Here is a 17,712-nt window from a genome sequence, read left to right as displayed (position 1 = left end):
AGGCTCCGGCCTGCCCTCATCCTCTTTCAAAGGAGCGCCCCATGCCGACCCTCAACCGCCGCGAAGGCGTCGCCCTTCTCGCTGCCGGGACGCTCAGCGCCTGCGCGACGACCACCGGAACACCCGCGCCTGTAGCCCCGCAAGTCTTCCGCCACGGCGTCGCCAGCGGAGATCCGCAGACCGACAGCCTCGTCCTCTGGACACGCGTCGAGCCAAGCTCTGTGCGCGAGACGGTTGAGTGGATCATCGCCGAGGACGCCGCCCTGACCCAACCCGTCCAGCGCGGAACCGTCACGACCGACGCGTCGCGCGACTTCACGGTCAAGGCCGTCCCGCACGGGTTGCAGCCGGGCCGCCGCTACCATTACGGCTTCACCTGCCGCGGCGAAGCCTCGCCCACCGGCCGCACCCGCACGCTGCCGGACGGCCGCGTGGAACGGCTCGGCATCGCGCTCGTCTCTTGTTCCAACTATGCGTTCGGGCATTTCAACGCCTACGGGCTGATCGCCGAAGACCCGGAGATCGACATCGTCCTGCATACAGGCGATTATATCTACGAATATGGCGCGGACGGCTGGGGCGCGGATACGGCGAAGGTGCTGGGCCGCGTGCATGAACCGGCGGGTGAAATCATCACCCTGGCGGATTACCGCACGCGCCACGCCCAGTACAAATCCGACCCGCAAAGCCAGGCCATGCACGCGGCGCACCCGTTCGTCGCCTGTTGGGACGATCACGAGGTCACCAACAACCCTTGGACCGGCGGAGCGCAGAACCACCAGCCTGACGAGGAAGGCGACTGGGAAGCCCGCCGAGCGGCGGCGCTCCAGGCCTATTACGAGTGGCTGCCGGTCCGCGATCCTGGCACCGATTTGGGCCGACGCGCCTTCTGGCGCGGCTACCGCTTCGGCGATCTGGCGACACTCGTCACGCTGGAATCGCGCCATACGGGCCGCCATGAGCAGATCGACTATGGCGACTGGGAAGACCGCATCACCGACGCCGCGTCGCGCGACCGCTTCATGGCCGACGTGGTCAACGACCCCGACCGCCGCATGCTGTCGGACGAGATGCACGCCTTCCTCGGCGACGCGCTCACCGCGTCCACACGCGACGGCCAGCCTTGGCGCCTGATCGGCAATGCCAGCCCGATCGCGCGCATGCTGGTCCCGGACGTAACCCCGCTCGCGGCCAAACCGTCAACATTCGAGACCGAGGCCGCCCGCAAAGCCTTCGCCCATGTGGCCTGGAAGGGGCGCTGGGGCCTGCCCTTCTACACCGACACGTGGGACGGCTATCCGGCGGCGCGCGAGCGGGTCTACGATCTGGCCGCAGGCGCAGGCGCCCGCGATCTCGTCTTCCTGACGGGCGACAGCCACAGTTTCTGGATCAACGATCTGTCCGACGCCTCGGGCACACCGATGGGCGTTGAGCTGGGCACGGCGGGCGTGTCCTCACCCGGCGACTTCGTGGAGAGCGGCTACGGCGAAGCACTCTCCGCCGCGCTCGACCGGCACTTCGAAACCGCGCTGCCCGAAGTCGTCTGGACCGACAATTTCCACCAGGGCTATGTCCGCGTCGTGCTGACCCGGGAGACAGGCCGCGCCGACTTCGTCGCCTCGGGCGACGTGCTCGCCCCGTCCCGGCGCTCCACGGTCATCCGCACGACGACCTTGACGCCGACCGGCGGACGGATCGCGCTGGGTTAGGTGTCGGTCGGAGTCATTTCCATCATCATGTAGGGCATCCAGGTCTCGCCGCCATCGATGCTGGCATCGACGTCATAGTCGATGACCGGCCCGGTCATGTCCCAGACCAGGCGGAAATGGACCTTCATGTCGCCGTTCATGTAATAGGTATCGGTGCGCAGATTGTCCGCGCTGAGCACGCCGTCCTCGACCGTGCCTTCATAGATGTCGAGCAGGCCGCTCATATTGTCGAGCACGGCGATCCGGTAGACATTCCGATATTGGTCGTAGGCGAGCGTGACATGGGTCGTGATGGGCTGGCCATAGCCCGCATTCACCGCCGTCTTCAGCAACAGCCCCACCTTGCCGACCGTCGCCTCGCCCGTGGCCCGGCTCGGCACGTGGGGGGTGACGGACCCGTCCGCCTCGTTCTGCGTCCCGGTCACGACGAATTCGCCCATGAGCGGCTTCAGTTCCGCCATCGCGGCCACGACCGGATGGACGGGTGCGTCGGCCGCCTCGGTCTCGTCCGCCGCCGCCAGCGGATAGGTCGCCATCGCTCCGACGATCATCGCGCCGAGCATGAATGATCTGGTCATGCAAAATCCCCTTTTCTTGAACTCGCCAACCTTAAAGGCACCGACGAAGATGACAATCGTTCAGTATGTGCACGACGCCCCATCATTCCCCTGTCTCCCTTTCCTCGACCCGGGGTGAGGGCTTACAGGATGGGTAAGGTTGGACGGGCGGCGCGTCGCCCGCACTCGGTGGTGCGTGGTTTGTGGTGTGTGGTCTGCGACATGCTATCATCGGACACGACCTCAGGTGCGACCGGGCGGCCTGGCCCGGCGGGAGTGCGGTCGGTGCCTTGGCTCCCATCGGGAGTGGCACGGGGCGCGGGCGTCCTCCCAGCGATGGAAGAACAGAAGAGTTACCGTTTTACGCTTGGGACGACGCCCGCGCGGTCGAACGAACCAAGCTCCGCTCTGTCGCCGATCCCCTGTCTCACGCCGGTCGCGATTGACCCCTTTTGGGGGCGCCGCGGCCTCCCCCGGATCGGGTTCGAAAACGAAACCCGCCCCGGGATCTTAAGCGCTAACGCGGTCGAAACCGGCCAGCGACAGGGTCGACGAGGATCGGAAGGGACATCCGCGCGGTACGATCGCACCTCAGTCCCGCCCCGGGGATCCGCCGCCCCGACCGGGGTGCGGGTCGGTGGTCTGCTACACCACGGTCCACGCGCCTCAGCCGGGAAGCGATGCGGAAGAGGCCGGAAATACGCACCCAGAGCGTCCCGTCCTCCATTTTCGTCCGCCACGGGCCCCGAAGCCCTCGCTCATCCATCCACCGCACCCGAAGAGCTCGTACCTCTCCCCGTGCCGCGCAGTGGACGGGAGTGAAAATAGGGGCAAAGGGCGGTGGCAAGGATATGATTGTCGAACTTTTTCGGAAAGGCGGGAGAAACAAGAGGCTACGCCCGCCCCTTCGCGTGGATAGGCGAGGATGGGTTTATGGACGGACGGTCGAAAGCGAAGATAAGCGCATCTATTTCCCGCTCATCCCGACGAAAGTCGGGATCCAGCTACCGGGGAAGCGCAAACGTTAGACATCGCTCATAAAACTCCGGAAACACCTGCGCATCCGGCAGCGGCCAAACCGGAGACGCCAGCACATCGATCCAATGCGGATTGAAACGCTCGATCAATTCCAGCTTCCAGCTCCGCCGCCATTCCTTGATCCGCCGCTCGCGCACGAACGCCTCGTCCCGCGACACATGCTCCTCAAACCAGACGATATGCCTGCACCCATATCGCTTGGAAAACCCGTCGAACGTGCCGTGCAAATGCTGGAGACCCCGCATCCCGATATCGTCGGTGTGACCGGTATAGAGCGTGCCGTTCCGCTTGTTCGTGGCGATGTAGGTGCAGAAGCCGGAGGTCAGCATGAAGAGGGTAATCCTGGATTCCGGCGTCCGCCAGAATGAGCGGAAGATTTAGAACGATATCCCATCCCTACTCCGCTCACCCCGACGAAAGTCGGGATCAAGACCTGATTAAGGTGGAGCTCTAAAAAGCCAGAAAGGTTGCTTGGCAGCTATCTGGACTCCGCTCACAATCGCTATCGACAAAACCTATAAGGCTTAGTCGCAGACATCTATCATGATAGACAAACGAGGTAGTGATAGGGTGACGGATCATGATAAAAGTTACTGCTCCAGCAAAAACTATAAAATATTCAATAGATAGCATCAACGGAACGATGCCTTTAAAATAAAGCAGCCTTTAAAATTCTAAGACAAGCATCTTTAGAGCCCAGCATCAGACATTAGCTATTTTCAAAACATTACTGATGTTGTATAATGAGCTACTACAAGGATACATTATAAGGTGTTGCTATGGGAAATCTCGATGCAGACGGCGACGGATATGTATCTTTTGAAGAGCTGCAAGCGAGTTTCCCTTCTATCTCTGAAGATACCTTTGCCGCCGCTGACACAGACGCGGATGGTCGCTGGAGCGACGAGGAATTTCAAGCATTTGTAGACATGGAACGCGATGCTGTAATCGCAACAGGAACATATGGTGGATATGCTGGAACGCATAGCTTGTTCATAAATTGGGACACCGGTTTAGACACGCTAGATTATGAATCGGGTGACTGGTATTATGAAAGCCCCCCGCAAAAAGATAATCATGACCTGAGCGATGCTAAAAATCTTGCCAAGGTACTCGAAGCCATTGTCGAAACGGCCAAAGACAAAGTTTCCGAGATCAAAATAGGAGATAGATTCTTTAAGACAACTGATGTACTTAAAGCTTTAAAAACAATAAATTCCGCCGGTGATGTTGCAGACGTGCTCGTTGCTTTAAATTCGGGAAGCGCAGAAAACGTTATTAATGCCTTAGGGGATATTATAGTCGGAGCCGGCGTGATTGCTTTGACCTCTCCTTTTATACAGCTGCCTGGTGCAGTAGTGCTATCTGTAGCCATTACTCAAGAGTTCGAATTGTATTCAACGCTTGAAGAAATAGCTCAAATCCCTGGAGATGTAACTCGCGCAATTGAATACACGGGGAACGCAATCGTATCTTTTGATCAATGGCTCTTAAATGTCTATAGGCCAAGATAGAAATTAGCTATATATTAGATATTTATTATGAATACGGCATTTAAAACTACAGATAAAGAATTTACTGTTTTTAAACCCTTAGGAATCTTATCTCCAATAAGTTATGTTATGGGTGATCCGAAATCCGAACTATATGCCCGTAAAGTTTATAAAATAACGGGCTCTTTAACTATTATACTCGCACTGGCACACTATTTCATATGGAACGATCAGGTTAATTGGATAGGACGACTTACATTGCTTCTTTTACCTTTTGGATATATTTTTTCTACTCATATCGCGCTAATAGCAGGTAACTATCATTTTGAATATTATTCTAGTCAGCGACATGGAAGCTTCAAGAGACAACAAACGCGTTGATCAGACTTACTGACCACATTAACTTTAGAATTAGAGTCAGTTAACTCATATTTGACACCAACTTCGACTAAGATCGAAGCTATTTAATAATATAAAATCTCAAATAACATTTAAAATACTTACGTTTGAACACCTCTAGAGTTATGTTTGATTTAAACTTGCATTTCGAGCAAACACAAAAAGGTTTTGCTGATAGCTCAACTGTACAGCTTTCCACCTCTATCTTTAAACCGCTCCGACATCTCCCACATCCCTTCCTCCGCGGTCTTGCCGGCCTCATTCTCCAGTCCCAATGCCTTTCGCTCATTCTCCCCCAGCCCGGCCGCATATTCCCGCACTTCGCGCGTGATCTCCATGCTGCAGAACTTCGGGCCGCACATGGAGCAGAAGTGGGCGGTCTTGTGGGCTTCCTTGGGGAGGGTCTGGTCGTGGTAGTCGCGGGCGGTTTCCGGGTCGAGTGACAGGTTGAACTGGTCTTCCCAGCGGAACTCGAACCGGGCGCGGGAGAGCGCGTCGTCCCTTACTTGCGCAGCGGGGTGGCCCTTGGCGAGGTCGGCGGCGTGGGCGGCGAGTTTGTAGGTAATGACGCCGACCTTGACGTCGTCGCGGTCGGGCAGGCCGAGATGTTCCTTGGGCGTGACGTAGCAGAGCATGGAGGTGCCGAACCAGCCGATCATCGCCGCGCCGATGCCCGACGTGATGTGGTCGTAGCCCGGCGCGATGTCGGTCGTGAGCGGGCCGAGCGTGTAGAAGGGCGCTTCGCCGCATTCGCGCAGCTGCTTGTCCATGTTCACCTTGATCTTGTGCATCGGCACGTGGCCCGGCCCTTCGATCATGACCTGGCAGCCTTTCTTCCAGGCGATCTGTGTCAGCTCGCCCAGCGTTTCCAGCTCCGCGAACTGCGCGCGGTCATTGGCGTCCGCGACCGCGCCGGGGCGCAGGCCGTCGCCGAGGCTGAACGTCACGTCGTAGGACCGCATGATGTCGCAGATCTCTTCGAACCGCGTGTAGAGGAAGCTCTCCTCGTGATGGGCGAGCATCCATTTCGCCATGATCGATCCGCCCCGGCTGACGATGCCGCAGACGCGGTCGGCGGTCAGGTGGATATAGGCCAACCGCACACCGGCATGGATGGTGAAATAGTCCACCCCCTGCTCGCACTGCTCGATCAAAGTATCCCGGTATACTTCCCAGGTCAGGTCTTCGGCGACGCCGTTCACCTTCTCCAGCGCCTGATAGATCGGGACCGTGCCGATCGGAACGGGCGCGTTGCGGATGATCCATTCGCGCGTATTGTGGATGTTGCGTCCCGTGGACAGGTCCATGACATTGTCCGCGCCCCAGCGGGTCGCCCAGACCATCTTCTCGACCTCTTCCTCGACGGATGAGGCCACGGCGGAGTTGCCGATATTGGCGTTGATCTTGACCAGGAAGTTGCGGCCGATGATCTGCGGCTCCAGCTCGGCGTGGTTGATGTTGGCGGGGATGACGGCGCGACCGCGCGCGATCTCGTCGCGCACGAATTCGGGCGTGACGAAGGCGGGAATATCCGCGCCGAAGCTCTCGCCAGCGTCCACGCGGTCTTGCGCGCCGTCCACGGCCTGCTGGCGGCCCAGGTTCTCGCGCTCGGCGACGTAGATCATCTCCTTCGTGATGATCCCGGCTTTGGCGTATTCGTATTGCGTCACCGGACCCGTGCCGTCGCCGACGAGCGGGCGATGGCGGACGGGGAATTCGCGGGCGAGATAGCGGCCCGTGGCGTTGCCATTGTCTTCGGGCTTGACGTCGCGGCCGTCATATTCGCGCACATGGCCGCGGGCCTTGACCCATTCCGTCCGGGGCCGCGACAGGCCCGCTTCCACGTCGATTTTGACATTGGCATCGGAGTAGGGCCCGGACGTGTCGTAGACCGGCACGGGCGGTTCTTCCGCCGTCGGGTGGAGCGAGATCAGCCGATGCGGGACGCGCAAGGTCGGATCGGCGGCGGGTGCCGTGTAGACCTTCTCGGACGCGGGCAGCGGTCCGGTCGTGACGGTCGGCGTGACGAATTGGGACTGGTCGATGGGCTTGTTCATGGGGTATCCTCTAGCGGTCGAGCGCGCGGAGCGCAGGCGTGAAGTCGATGGGGCTGATGAAGGCGAATGTGTCGCGCGAGCCGTCGCGGCGGAACAGAAGGGCCGGCGCGCCTTCGGCATAGCCGGGCTTGATCGAGGTCACGCGGTTGCGGGGCAGCGACACCGTGTGACCTTTGTCGTCGTTGATCAGCAGGATGCGCCGGTCGGTGATGACGCAGGACAGGAAAGTGCGGGTTCGGCCGACCAGTGCCGTGGCGAGTCCCGAAACCTGGAAAAGGCGTTCGATGAAATAGCCTCCGCCCAGGAATATGGCGGTAAACGCCACGACGGAGACGACGCTTTGCGCAAGTCCGGTCAGCTCGAAGACGCGTATGGTCAAGGCCGCGGCCAGACCCACAAGCACGAGCACGGCGGACGTCAGAGGGGACAGGTTCTGCTGCCACAAGGGCATATCGACTGTGCGCCTGGACGGCATGGCGGCATTGCCGGATCCGGTTTGCGCCCACACGATGCGCTCACCCAGATGCAGGTCGATACCCTCCGGCCATCCGGACGGGTCAACATCGTTTCCGGGGTCGGCCACCCGTTCCATATCCGTCCTTCCGCCCCTTCATCGGGGATCAAGTTCAAAGGGTGCGTCTCGACCGTGGCGGAGTCTGGAGTGCCGCGTTCCCTGCCGCGTCGTCGCGCTATGCGCGATCCGCAATCTGAAAGTCGCGGCACCTTCGCTATTTTCGATTTCATCGAAAATTCCGGCCCCTTCTGGGAGATGAAGCCGGACCGCCGCGGTGCCCCTCGGATGGCTCTACATCTGACGTGCAGCCGAGCGTTTGGCAAGGGGCGCGCGCGCCAATCGCAGCAGCGGGCGTTCCAACGCGCGGTAGAGGAGGAGCGAGGCGGCGACGCTGAGCGCCGTGCCGATCAGCACGAAGGCGGCGAAGGCGGCGGGGCCGGTCACCTCGCCCCATCCGGCCGCGATCCAGGCGCGCTTGAGCGCCAGCAGCAGGATGAAGTGGGCCAGATAGAGCGTGTAGGAGGCATCGCCGATGCGCAGGAGCCAGCCGGGCTGCCGGGCGCGCCCTACCCGCTCCCATCCGACCGCGCCCAGCAGGATCAGGGCGGACGGCACGCCGAAATGGAGAATGCGGGCGGTCTGGGTCAGGCCGCTGCCCGTATCGGCGAGCACCGTCATGGCGACCGCGAACAGAACGGTCCCGGCGGCCAGGGCGCCGATGGCGGCGGGTGCGGGCAAGGCTCTGCGGCGCAGCCAGTAGGCCACACCCGCGCCGAACAGGAACTCCAGGCAGAGCGGGTCGAGGACCGTGCCGAGCCAATCATGCGGCAATCCCGGCGCCACCGCCCCCCAGCCCCAGCGCAAGGCAAGCACGGCGCCCCATAGTCCCAGCGCCCAGGGCCGCCAACGCGGCGGCAGCCACAACAGGGCCGCGAACAGGGCGTAGAAAGCCAGCTCGTAGCTCAGCGTCCATCCGACCGGCAGCACCGGCATCTGCCCCTGCGGCCACAGCGCCATGGAGCGCAGGAAGGTCAGCCATCCTGGCCCGGCTGTCGTCGCAGCGGCGGGCGCCGGTGCGGCGGGCTGGCCGTAGACCCACAGGAAATATCCCGCCATCACCGCGCAGAAGACCCACCAGAGCGGATAGACCCGCGTGGCGCGGTCGAACAGGAAACGCGCGGCTATGCGCGGCCCGGCCGGCCGCTCGCCCGCCACCCAGACCATGACGAAGCCGCTGATGACGAAGAACAGGTCGACTCCGGCCCAGCCCTGGTCCCAAGGTCCGCGGAAAACATCCGCACCGACAGCCTCCCGCCAGATCGCGGCGGCGTGGAAGACGACAACCAGCAGGGCCGCGACGGCGCGCAAGGCCTGCAGCGATTGCAACCGTACCGGGCCGGGTGTGGATTCGATGCTCACGCGTCCGGCGCTAACGGGCGTGTCCCGCAAAGGGAAGGTGTTAGCTTAATAATCCATGCTCACGCGATTAACGGCGCATCAAGGAGTCCGTGGCAAGACTGGACTCACAACAATGCAAGCGGAGATTGTAAGGGGGATCCGGTCGTTCGAACGTGGGAGACATCGTGTTCCAGCTCATCTATCTATCCAACCCCGCGACCGGACTGACGCGCGATGGCGTGCGCGACATCGCGGTCCGGTCCCGCCGGTTCAATCGGGAACGCGCCCTGACCGGCGTGCTTGTCCTGTCCGGCGAAACGATCCTCCAATTCCTCGAAGGCGACGAGGAAACCGTTCGCGCCCTCTACAAGCGCATCCTGCGCGACACCCGACATGTGCGCTGCGACATGGTGATGGCCCGGCATACGCGCCTTCGCAGCTTCCCCGGACATCCGATGGGCTATTGCATCGCCGACGACGGGCACGCCTGTGATCTGAACCGGCTGTTGGACGGGCTGAAAGCCTACGATATCGGCGCTGCCGAACAGATGCGGCTCGCCGGCTAAGGCCTATCGGGTTCGGCGGTCAGGGCGATGACCGGTCCCAGCATGCCGCCCCCCTCGTCCCGGCCCAGCTCCGGCGCGCGGATCCGGCTGATGGATCCGTCCAGATAAAGCGCATTGTCCGCGCCCAACGCATCCCGGAACAACCGGCCGAAATGGTAAAACGTCACGGGGGCGTCGCTGATCGCGAAGACCACCCGCTCCCCGGCGATGCCGACGCCGTTGCGGCGCTTGCGGCTGTCGCTGTCCGGCAGGAAGCGTGGATGCAGCGCCCCGTCGATCACCAGCATCGGTCCCGACTGCGTCGCGAAGTCCGGCTCCGCGTCCGTCGCGTCGAACGCCAGCGTTTCGGTGACATGGGCTCGTTCTCCGTCGTTCCAGAACACGCCATTGGGCAGCAGTCCGAAATTGCCCGGCCCCGCCTGTGTCACCAGTTGCGTGACGGTGTCTCCATCCTCGATGTAAAGACCGACGGGCGCACGATCCGCGTGGTACATGCCGCCATTCATCATCATGAGAGCCGGCCCGTCCAGCTGCGCGGCGACCGCGTCGAACCGGCCCAGCGTTTCGCCGTCTTCGCCACGCAGATGCAGGCTGATGCGGGCGTCTCGCGCCACGTCGCAGACGATGTGCGCCACGTCTTCGAACAGGATGCGTTTGCAAACCGGTTCGGTCGCGTCTGCCCGGCAGGCGGCCAGACCGACGGCAATGCCGATCAGGGCGCGCATGTGCCGCGGTCCGAACCGAGCCCGTCGATGAAACGCATCATGTCGCGCTTCAATGGGCTGTCATCATCGAAATGGCGCGACAGGACCCGTACCGGATCGATATGGTTCATGCCGTCATAGAGCGACAGGGTGACCGATCCGCCCACCGCCCCGATGGCCGCCGCCAACGCTTCGGCGTTGCGGTACCCGACCGTCTCATCCGCGCGGCCATTGACTAGCATGACCGGCGGCAGGGCGACCCGGTCTTCCACACGCGCCAATGGCGCGTCCCGTCCGGTGAAGCGCTCGGGGAATATCGACGTATAGGGCGCATCGGTCATCGGGTAGGCCCCGGTCGGCGCCGCCAGGCTGACCAGCCCCGCCACGCGGTCGCAGACGGCAAGCCCCGACAGATCGGGCGCCAGCGCGGCCATCAGGATATTGTAGGCTCCGGCCGAGTGCCCCGTCAGCACGAGCATCCGTCCGGGAAAGAGGTCCGTGGCCTTGCGTATGGCCGACCCCGTATCCGCGATCATGTCGGGATAGGTCGCCTGGGGATAGAGGCGGTAATTGGGCACGACCACGTCGAAACCGTCCTTGGTGAAGCCCTCGGCGACGAATTTGTACATGTCCTTGGACCCGCGCGTCCATCCGCCGCCATGGACGAAGACGATGACGGGCGCTTCGGCGTCCGGGTCCTCCGCGCGGTAGACGTCTAGCACCTGCCGTTCCGCCTCGCCGTAGGCGACGTTCCGATCGCGGTCGAAAGTCGAGGACGGCGTGACGCCGTTGAGCACCCCGGCCGCCGAGCAGCCAGCCAGAACCAGGGGCAGGATCACGGCCATCCCCGGCAGGGTCAGAAATCCGAGTCGTTTTTGGGAAAACAGGGTCATCATAGGCTATCTACGCATAAAAGGCGTCAAGTGTTGGGCGTGTCCGTGATGGCGATGTGTCCGGGCCGTCTTGCAAACCGGTCCAACCAGGCGCGCACGGCCGGATAATCGCCCAGGTCGAACCCGCCTTCTTCCGCGACATGGGTGTAGGCATAGAGCGACACATCGGCGAGCGAACAATCCCTGCCGACGAACCAGTCGCGACCGGACAGATGCGTCTCCATCACCGACAGGGCCGCCTCGCCCTTGGGCATCAGGGCGGCCAGTTCGTTGGCCCGGCCTTTCGCCTCATAATTCACGATGAACCGCGCCACGGCGATGGCGGGCTCGTGACGGTATTGTTCCCAGAACTGCCATTGCAGCATCTTCGCGTGGTCGTACGGATCGCGCGGCACCAGATCGCTTCCATCGGCGAGATAGCGGATGATGGCGTTGCTCTCCGACAGCGTGCGGCCGTCATCCAGGACGAGAAGCGGGATCTGACCAGCCGGATTCATCGCCAGGAACTCCTCCGTATGGGTTTCGCCCGCATGGATATCGACCTCGCATCGGGCATGGTCCAGGCCTAGCTGCGCGCAAACCCAGCGGACCTTGTAGCCGTTGCCGGACGGGAGATAGTCGTAAAGCTGCATGGGCCCCGTGTAGGGCATCGCGCTTTCCTCGCAAGCAGCCATCGTCTAGGCGGCGATGACAGATTCTTGAAGGAACCGCCTTGATCACCGCTATCGGATCACTCGACCGCAAACGCCTGCCCGCCGGCGCGGTGCTGGTCGTCGGCGCCGGGCTGGCCGGGCTTTACCTGGCGCTGAAGCTGGCACCCCGGCCCGTCTATGTGCTGACCTCGCGCCGGTCGTCCAAAGGGGCGGCGTCGGCCTGGGCGCAGGGCGGCATCGCGGCCGCCCTGTCATCCGACGATAGCGCGGAAAGCCACGCCCTGGACACGGTCGCGGCAGGCGACGGTCTGGTCGATCCGGCCATTGCGCGTCTGGTCGCCGGTGAAGGCGCGGCGCGGGTGCGCGATCTGGAAGCGATGGGCGTGCCGTTCGACCGCTCCGATGCCGGAGAGCTCTATCTGTCGCTCGAAGCCGCCCACTCGCTGCCGCGCGTGGCGCGCGTGAAAGGCGACACGGCCGGGCGCGAAATCATCAACGTCATGGTGCGGCGCGCCCAGGACGCCGACCATGTCGAAGGGCTGATCGGCTGGCGCGCGGAAAGCCTGCTGCTGGACGCGCAAGGCGGGATCGCAGGCGCTTTGGCGCGGCGCGACGACGGCGCCCTGCTGTCCGTGGAGGCGGACACGACCGTGCTGGCGACCGGCGGGATCGGCGGGCTGTTTTCCGTCACGACCAATCCGCGCACGGCCCGAGGCGATTCGCTGGGCATGGCGGCGGTCGTCGGAGCGACCTTGCGCGACATGGAATTCGTGCAGTTCCACCCCACCGCCATCGACATCGGCCGCGATCCGGCCCCGCTGGCGACCGAGGCACTGCGCGGCGAAGGCGCGACCCTCGTCAATGCGGACGGGCGGCGCTTCATGGACCGCTACAGCCCGCAGGGCGAACTGGCCCCGCGCGACGATGTCGCCCGCGCCATCTTCGCCGAGATCCAGGCCGGCCGGCCACCTTTCCTCGATTGCCGCGACAGCATCGGCGCACACTTTCCGGACGAGTTTCCGACCGTGTTCGAGAGCTGCATGAGCGCCGGGATAGATCCCCGCACCGACCTCATCCCCGTCGCGCCCGCCGTGCATTACCATATGGGCGGCGTGGCGACGGACGAGGATGGGCGGTCCTCCCTGCCCGGCCTTTACGCGGTTGGGGAATGCGCGGCGACCGGGCTGCACGGCGCGAACCGGCTCGCGTCCAACAGCCTGCTGGAAGCCGTGGTGTTCGGGGGCCGCGCCGCTGCGCACATCAACGAGGCCGACCCGGTGGAACGCCGGGCCGAAGGGGTTCGGATCCAGCCCTGGCTGTCTATGGGACCGGAGGTGAGCCAGTCGCTTCGACACTCCATGACCGAACATTGCGGCGTGCGCCGAAATGCGGCAGGTCTGAACCGGCTGATCGACATCATCGGCGGGCTGATCGACCAGGTCGGCCGCGCCAACCCGCTCATCGCCAGCCATATGATCGCCGCCGCCGCCCTGGCGCGCGAGGAAAGTCGTGGCGGTCATTTCCGGGAGGACTTTCCGGACGCGGATGCGGCGAGCCGGTCGAGCTATCTGACCTATGAGAGGTTGGAGTGAAGGGTAGTCTCGCTTTGCGAGGCTTCACACAGCCTTCCGATGCCACAGCAGCGAGAACAGGAACAACGCCCAGAACGCGACCAACAACACCCCGCCTGAATAGGCGCTGTAAAGCGGCGTCTCGGCATAGATGTGGCTCACCCCCATCGCGTCGAACGTGATGGCAAGCCCGTCCATCATCATGGACGGCATCGCCATGATCGCCATCGGGACCAGCATGTCGTGGCGCGTCCGACCCGTAAGCCTGGCGATGGCGATCAGGGTCGGCGGCGCGGCCAGCACGGCGACCGCCAGCATCAGCAGGTGCAATGCCAGGTTCGGATAGGCTATAGGATGGAGGAACCGGATCAGCGCCACGCCGATCAGCCAGACAATGATGCCATAGACGATGAATGTCAGTTTGCGATCCATGAGAGCCTCCATATGTAGCGGGTGCTACGTATGTAGCGCCTGCTACAGACACGTCAATCCTGAAAGTGCTCGGCCATAGAGAAACGCCAACATACGGACGCGCTGGCCGACTATGTGCTGGCGCACGGCATGGCGGCGTCCAGCCTGCGGCCGATGGCGAAGGCGGCGGGCACGTCCGACCGCATGCTAGTCTATCATTACGGCTCCAAGGCGGGCGTGATGGAGGCGGCCCTGCGCGAGATCGCGGACCGCAACATGGCAATGCTCGACAGCGCCCTGCCGGCGGAGCCGGTCGCGGCGGAACGGCTCATGGCCGTGATCGGCATGGCCATGGAGAACGGCCTGTTCGACAGTTCCGTCGCCGTGTTCCTGGAACTCGCCGCCAATGCGCTGCGCGGCGACGCCCTGTCGCGGGAGATCGGACAGGCCATCGCGGAGCATTATCGCGACTGGGTCGCGGCGCGGCTGAACGATCCGGCGCGCACGACCGAGCTGCTGATCGCGCTGGAAGGCTGGAGCGTGCTGAACGCGGTCGGCCTCGACGTGCCCTTTCCGACCGGATAGGACGCGCTCATGCCGAACCTACCGCCCCTGCCCCGCACCGTCATCGAACCCATCGTCCGGCGCGCGCTGGCCGAGGATTTCGGTGTGTCGGGGGACGTGACGGCGAACCTGCTCGTGCCTGAAGCCGCGACCGGATCGCTCATGATGCGCGCGCGCGAAGACGGGGTGATCGCCGGAATGGATGCGGCGGAACTGACCTATCGTCTGGTCGATCCGGCCATGGATTTCAGCGTCCAGATCAGTGACGGCGGCGCGGTGAGCGCGGGCGATATTGTCGCGCGCGTGGACGGGCCGAGCCGGTCCTTGCTGTCGGCGGAACGGGTCGCGCTCAACTTCCTCGGCCGGATGAGCGGGGTCGCGACGCTGACCGCGCGTTATGTCGCTGCGGTCGAGGGCACCGGCGCTCGCATCGCCGCGACGCGCAAGACCACGCCGGGCCTGCGCGCGTTGGAAAAGCGCGCCGTGCTGGCCGGCGGCGGCTACGCCCACCGCGAAAGCCTGTCTGCCGCCATCATGATCAAGGACAACCACATCGCGCTGGCCGGCGGCATCCACGAAGCTCTGACCACGGTGATGGAGCGGCGCGACCATATGAGCATGGTCAGCGTCGAAGTGGACACGGTCGCCCAGCTCAAGAAAGTCCTGACCTACCGCCCCGATGTGGTGCTGCTCGACAATATGGACTTGGACACGTTGCGCGAAGCCCAGCTCGTCTTGCGCAGCTTCGACATGGATCGGCTGACCGTGGAAGCCTCGGGCGGTGTCAATCTCGACACGGTGCGCGGCATTGCGGAAACCGGCGTGGACATCATCAGCGTCGGCGCCCTGACGCACAGCGCGCCGAACTTCGATGTGGGCATGGACGCGGCCTGAGCGGGCTTTCGCTCGAAGATCGATCCCGGAGCAAATCCGGGATGAGGGAGCGGAGTTGCGGGCGATCTCCAATATTAGTTCGGAAGACCCCGCACGATCATCCAACAGCGACTAGCGCGAGCGGTTCGGCGTCTCCCCACGCAGACCGATCGGAATGTCCGCGGCTCCGGCCTTGCCGTCCAGATGCACTTCCACCTCCAGCGGTCGGCTGACGCCGTGTTCGATCAGCGTGTCGTGCAGGGCTTCGATGACACGGGCGCGGGTTTCGACCACGTCGGCGCGAAAAGCCCGGCTCCACCAGCGGCAGCGGATGACGAGCGCGGTCGCCTGCATGTTCCAGGACAGCACGTCCGGTGCAGGTTCGGCGACGACGCCGTCCGCGCCTTGCATCGCCGCCATCAGCATTTCGCGCAGATCACCGACGCTTTCCTTGAAGCCGACCTCGAAATCGACCTCGCTTCGGCGCAGATCCGCATTGGTCTTGACCAGCACGGCGTCGCCGTAGACTTCGCTGTTGGGAATGACGACGCGCTGGCCGTCATAGGTGCGGATCATGGTCGATCGCGTCTCGATATGCTGGACGGTGCCCTCGAAGTCGCCGACCTCGATCTGGTCGCCCGGCTCGAACGGGCGGCGGACCAGCAGGAGCAGACCGGCGAGCCAGTTCTGCAGGATGTCCTTGAAGGCGAAACCGACCGCGACCGACCCCAGCCCCAGCCCGGCGAACAGGTCGGCCGGCATCAAGCTGGGGAAGACCAGGGTCGCGCCGAAGGCCAGCGCTCCGGCGATCAGGCCCCATTTCAGCAGGCTTCCCATCAGCTGGCCCAGATCTTCGCGGTTGCGCGCGGCGAGACGGCGCCGGACGAGCGCGTCGACCCCCTTGCCGAGGAGCCAAGCCAACAACAGCAGAACCAGCGCGAAGGCCAGATTGGGCAGGGCGTAGGTCAACGCGTCGAGCCAGCCGTCCAGCTTCTCCGTGAACAAAGACGGGTTGGCGTCCACCTGTCCGGTGACGTCGGGCCGCTCGGTCGCGACCTGTTCGGCGTCCTGAGGCTCAGATTTCATCGGACATGAACAGGACGCGGCGCACGACGGAGCGCGAATCCGCCGATCCGCCGAGCGAGCCGGACAGCACGCCGAGCCCGGCGAGGAAGGCCGACAGGCGCAGGTGATCGCCGAGGGAGCTCGCATCCTCCACCGTCGGCCAGCTTTCCATCAGCGGTTCGGGAAAGATGGTCGCGGCGAAGAAGAACATCAGCCCGGCGAACAGGGCGAACATGACCAGCAGAGTCAGGAACAGGGTGATCAGGGTCGCCGCCGACGTCACGATGGTCGATTCCATGGTGCGCCCGTCGCGCGCGGAGACGGGCGCGAAAGAAAAGGCGCGGTAGAGCACGAACGTGCCGATGGCAAAGCTGATCAACGTCAACCCCGTGACCTGGGCGGTGCTGGCCATCGCCGCATAGTCCCAGATTTCGGCACCGAACAGCAGCAGCGCGATCACCGAGAACGCCGTCGCCAACATGGTCGGCATCCGCCCGACCAGCTTGATCGGATTGGCCCGCCATACGGCGTGCAGGATGGACGGCAGGCGGCGACCGATCGTAGCCGCCGCAAAGCCGAATTTGCTGGACCGCGTGGATTGGTCGAAAGCTTCGCGCGGCAGGGTCTCGCGGATCTCGCTCAGCTGTTCCGATGTGAATTCGGTCATCCGGTCCAGCGTCTCCACGCCCTTGATCGGCGCCATGACATTGTTCGGTTCATCGGAGTGGTTCAGATTTAGCAAATGGCCGAACGCATGGATCAGCACGGTGGACAGGCGCTCGCGCGCCCGGTCCGTGTCGCGCGTCTCGCCCCAGAAATCCGGGTTCAGGCGCCGTGTCGTGACCAGCGCGATATTGGTGATGCGCGATGGCAGAGCCAGAGTATATGACGTTTTGGATGGCGACAGGTCCACATCGGTGACGATGATCAGGAAGGAAAGCCCGCGCTCGGCCTTCTCGCCCAATCCGAGCTGCACGAAATCCAGTGCATTGTAGCCGCCGCCTTCGGGCACCAGGTGCGGCGTGGAGAAGGTCGAGGTCTCGACGGACAGGTCCGGCAACTGGTCGGCGATATCGCGCGAAAAACGCTTCAGCGCGCCGTCCACCAGTTCGGTGAAGCCCTGCGGGTCGCCTTCGCCCAATTGCGCGCGCATCACGCCGACGCGGTATCGGGCGGCAGGCATTGAAGGATCGTCCATTCAGGCTCCGGATTTTAACTTCCGCAAAACAACGACTTGGCGCAGAAGC

General features: G+C 63.3%; 18 protein-coding genes. 7 read left to right on the top strand and 11 right to left on the bottom strand.

The genetic code is table 11. The features are described 5' to 3' along the window. The first annotated feature begins 41 nt into the window (after positions 1–41). Positions 42–1,709 (top strand): alkaline phosphatase D family protein, encoded by a 1,668-nt coding sequence (locus Q0718_RS04055; RefSeq protein ID WP_298913820.1) that lies wholly within the window; start codon positions 42–44, stop codon positions 1,707–1,709. On the opposite strand, the gene Q0718_RS04050 is transcribed toward Q0718_RS04055, so the two are convergent. Together Q0718_RS04050 and Q0718_RS04045 are read right to left on the bottom strand one after the other, a co-directional pair. Next, positions 1,706–2,287, bottom strand: a complete 582-nt coding sequence (locus Q0718_RS04050; protein ID WP_298913817.1) for a DUF1579 family protein — start codon at positions 2,285–2,287, stop codon at positions 1,706–1,708. The two genes, Q0718_RS04055 and Q0718_RS04050, sit on opposite strands and share 4 nt — an antisense overlap. A gap of 983 nt (positions 2,288–3,270) precedes the next feature. Continuing rightward, positions 3,271–3,633 carry a GIY-YIG nuclease family protein gene (locus Q0718_RS04045; protein ID WP_298913814.1) on the bottom strand — a complete coding sequence of 121 codons (363 nt, stop codon included), beginning with the start codon at positions 3,631–3,633 and terminating at the stop codon, positions 3,271–3,273. A gap of 450 nt (positions 3,634–4,083) precedes the next feature. Between Q0718_RS04045 and Q0718_RS04040 the strand changes: the two genes are divergently transcribed. Beyond that, positions 4,084–4,818: an EF-hand domain-containing protein gene (locus Q0718_RS04040; RefSeq protein WP_298913811.1), complete on the top strand. Its 735-nt coding sequence runs from the start codon at positions 4,084–4,086 to the stop codon at positions 4,816–4,818. A gap of 27 nt (positions 4,819–4,845) precedes the next feature. Further along, positions 4,846–5,178 carry a hypothetical protein gene (locus tag Q0718_RS04035; RefSeq protein WP_298913808.1) on the top strand — a complete coding sequence of 111 codons (333 nt, stop codon included), beginning with the start codon at positions 4,846–4,848 and terminating at the stop codon, positions 5,176–5,178. Between the two features lie 197 nt (positions 5,179–5,375). On the opposite strand, the gene thiC is transcribed toward Q0718_RS04035, so the two are convergent. The 3 genes from thiC to Q0718_RS04020 all read right to left on the bottom strand — a co-directional run bounded on the left by thiC (position 5,376) and on the right by Q0718_RS04020 (position 9,186). Next, on the bottom strand, positions 5,376–7,253 hold the full coding sequence (gene thiC / locus Q0718_RS04030; protein ID WP_298913805.1) for a phosphomethylpyrimidine synthase ThiC: 1,878 nt from the start codon (positions 7,251–7,253) through the stop codon (positions 5,376–5,378). Between the two features lie 10 nt (positions 7,254–7,263). Next, the gene (locus Q0718_RS04025) at positions 7,264–7,836 is read right to left on the bottom strand and encodes a hypothetical protein (RefSeq protein ID WP_298913802.1); all 573 of its coding nucleotides are present in this window, start codon (positions 7,834–7,836) and stop codon (positions 7,264–7,266) included. Positions 7,837–8,058: 222 nt separating this feature from the next. Beyond that, positions 8,059–9,186, bottom strand: coding sequence for an acyltransferase (locus Q0718_RS04020; RefSeq protein ID WP_298913799.1), 1,128 nt, complete (start codon positions 9,184–9,186; stop codon positions 8,059–8,061). A 164-nt stretch (positions 9,187–9,350) separates the two neighbouring features. On the opposite strand from Q0718_RS04020, the gene Q0718_RS04015 reads away from it, so the two are divergent. Continuing rightward, the gene (locus Q0718_RS04015; protein ID WP_298913796.1) at positions 9,351–9,731 is read left to right on the top strand and encodes a BLUF domain-containing protein; all 381 of its coding nucleotides are present in this window, start codon (positions 9,351–9,353) and stop codon (positions 9,729–9,731) included. Here Q0718_RS04015 and Q0718_RS04010 read toward each other — a convergent pair. Genes Q0718_RS04010 through Q0718_RS04000 form a run of 3 tightly spaced genes read right to left on the bottom strand, consistent with a single transcriptional unit; the run spans position 9,728 to position 11,960 of the window. Next, positions 9,728–10,456: a phosphodiester glycosidase family protein gene (locus Q0718_RS04010; protein ID WP_298913794.1), complete on the bottom strand. Its 729-nt coding sequence runs from the start codon at positions 10,454–10,456 to the stop codon at positions 9,728–9,730. The two genes, Q0718_RS04015 and Q0718_RS04010, sit on opposite strands and share 4 nt — an antisense overlap. After that, entirely contained in the window at positions 10,444–11,331 is an 888-nt protein-coding gene (locus Q0718_RS04005; protein WP_298913791.1) for an alpha/beta hydrolase, read from the bottom strand. Before Q0718_RS04005 ends, Q0718_RS04010 begins: the two co-directional genes overlap by 13 nt. A gap of 23 nt (positions 11,332–11,354) precedes the next feature. Beyond that, positions 11,355–11,960 carry a glutathione S-transferase family protein gene (locus Q0718_RS04000; protein ID WP_366523821.1) on the bottom strand — a complete coding sequence of 202 codons (606 nt, stop codon included), beginning with the start codon at positions 11,958–11,960 and terminating at the stop codon, positions 11,355–11,357. 80 nt (positions 11,961–12,040) lie between these two features. Between Q0718_RS04000 and Q0718_RS03995 the strand changes: the two genes are divergently transcribed. Continuing rightward, positions 12,041–13,573 (top strand): L-aspartate oxidase, encoded by a 1,533-nt coding sequence (locus Q0718_RS03995; RefSeq protein ID WP_298913784.1) that lies wholly within the window; start codon positions 12,041–12,043, stop codon positions 13,571–13,573. Positions 13,574–13,597: 24 nt separating this feature from the next. On the opposite strand, the gene Q0718_RS03990 is transcribed toward Q0718_RS03995, so the two are convergent. Then, entirely contained in the window at positions 13,598–13,984 is a 387-nt protein-coding gene (locus Q0718_RS03990) for a hypothetical protein (RefSeq protein WP_298913781.1), read from the bottom strand. Positions 13,985–14,113: 129 nt separating this feature from the next. Between Q0718_RS03990 and Q0718_RS03985 the strand changes: the two genes are divergently transcribed. Both Q0718_RS03985 and nadC read left to right on the top strand, forming a co-directional pair. After that, a complete protein-coding gene (locus tag Q0718_RS03985; protein ID WP_298913778.1) occupies positions 14,114–14,548 on the top strand; it encodes a TetR/AcrR family transcriptional regulator in 435 nt (144 codons plus the stop codon). Between the two features lie 9 nt (positions 14,549–14,557). Further along, positions 14,558–15,421, top strand: coding sequence for a carboxylating nicotinate-nucleotide diphosphorylase (gene nadC, locus Q0718_RS03980; RefSeq protein WP_298913775.1), 864 nt, complete (start codon positions 14,558–14,560; stop codon positions 15,419–15,421). Between the two features lie 111 nt (positions 15,422–15,532). On the opposite strand, the gene Q0718_RS03975 is transcribed toward nadC, so the two are convergent. Together Q0718_RS03975 and Q0718_RS03970 are read right to left on the bottom strand one after the other, a co-directional pair. Beyond that, a complete protein-coding gene (locus Q0718_RS03975; RefSeq protein WP_298913770.1) occupies positions 15,533–16,486 on the bottom strand; it encodes a mechanosensitive ion channel family protein in 954 nt (317 codons plus the stop codon). After that, on the bottom strand, positions 16,476–17,648 hold the full coding sequence (locus tag Q0718_RS03970; RefSeq protein WP_298913767.1) for a matrixin family metalloprotease: 1,173 nt from the start codon (positions 17,646–17,648) through the stop codon (positions 16,476–16,478). Before Q0718_RS03970 ends, Q0718_RS03975 begins: the two co-directional genes overlap by 11 nt. Positions 17,649–17,712 lie beyond the last annotated feature (64 nt).

Origin of the sequence: uncultured Algimonas sp., from assembly GCF_947498175.1 — a bacterium.
Taxonomy (GTDB): domain Bacteria; phylum Pseudomonadota; class Alphaproteobacteria; order Caulobacterales; family Maricaulaceae; genus Litorimonas.
The sequence above is the reverse complement of the archived record's forward strand: the minus strand, read 5'-3'. Positions and strand labels throughout refer to the sequence as shown.

Coding starts and splice junctions, on each gene's coding strand:
- Q0718_RS04050 (WP_298913817.1), bottom strand. CDS start 2,287: ATGACCAGATCATTCATGCTCGGCGCGATGATCGTCGGAGCGATGGCG.
- Q0718_RS04010 (WP_298913794.1), bottom strand. CDS start 10,456: ATGCGCGCCCTGATCGGCATTGCCGTCGGTCTGGCCGCCTGCCGGGCA.
- Q0718_RS04045 (WP_298913814.1), bottom strand. CDS start 3,633: ATGCTGACCTCCGGCTTCTGCACCTACATCGCCACGAACAAGCGGAAC.
- Q0718_RS04005 (WP_298913791.1), bottom strand. CDS start 11,331: ATGATGACCCTGTTTTCCCAAAAACGACTCGGATTTCTGACCCTGCCG.
- thiC (WP_298913805.1), bottom strand. CDS start 7,253: ATGAACAAGCCCATCGACCAGTCCCAATTCGTCACGCCGACCGTCACG.
- Q0718_RS03975 (WP_298913770.1), bottom strand. CDS start 16,486: ATGAAATCTGAGCCTCAGGACGCCGAACAGGTCGCGACCGAGCGGCCC.
- Q0718_RS04000 (WP_366523821.1), bottom strand. CDS start 11,960: ATGCAGCTTTACGACTATCTCCCGTCCGGCAACGGCTACAAGGTCCGC.
- Q0718_RS04035 (WP_298913808.1), top strand. CDS start 4,846: ATGAATACGGCATTTAAAACTACAGATAAAGAATTTACTGTTTTTAAA.
- Q0718_RS04040 (WP_298913811.1), top strand. CDS start 4,084: ATGGGAAATCTCGATGCAGACGGCGACGGATATGTATCTTTTGAAGAG.
- Q0718_RS03970 (WP_298913767.1), bottom strand. CDS start 17,648: ATGCCTGCCGCCCGATACCGCGTCGGCGTGATGCGCGCGCAATTGGGC.
- Q0718_RS03985 (WP_298913778.1), top strand. CDS start 14,114: ATGGCGGCGTCCAGCCTGCGGCCGATGGCGAAGGCGGCGGGCACGTCC.
- Q0718_RS04055 (WP_298913820.1), top strand. CDS start 42: ATGCCGACCCTCAACCGCCGCGAAGGCGTCGCCCTTCTCGCTGCCGGG.
- nadC (WP_298913775.1), top strand. CDS start 14,558: ATGCCGAACCTACCGCCCCTGCCCCGCACCGTCATCGAACCCATCGTC.
- Q0718_RS03990 (WP_298913781.1), bottom strand. CDS start 13,984: ATGGATCGCAAACTGACATTCATCGTCTATGGCATCATTGTCTGGCTG.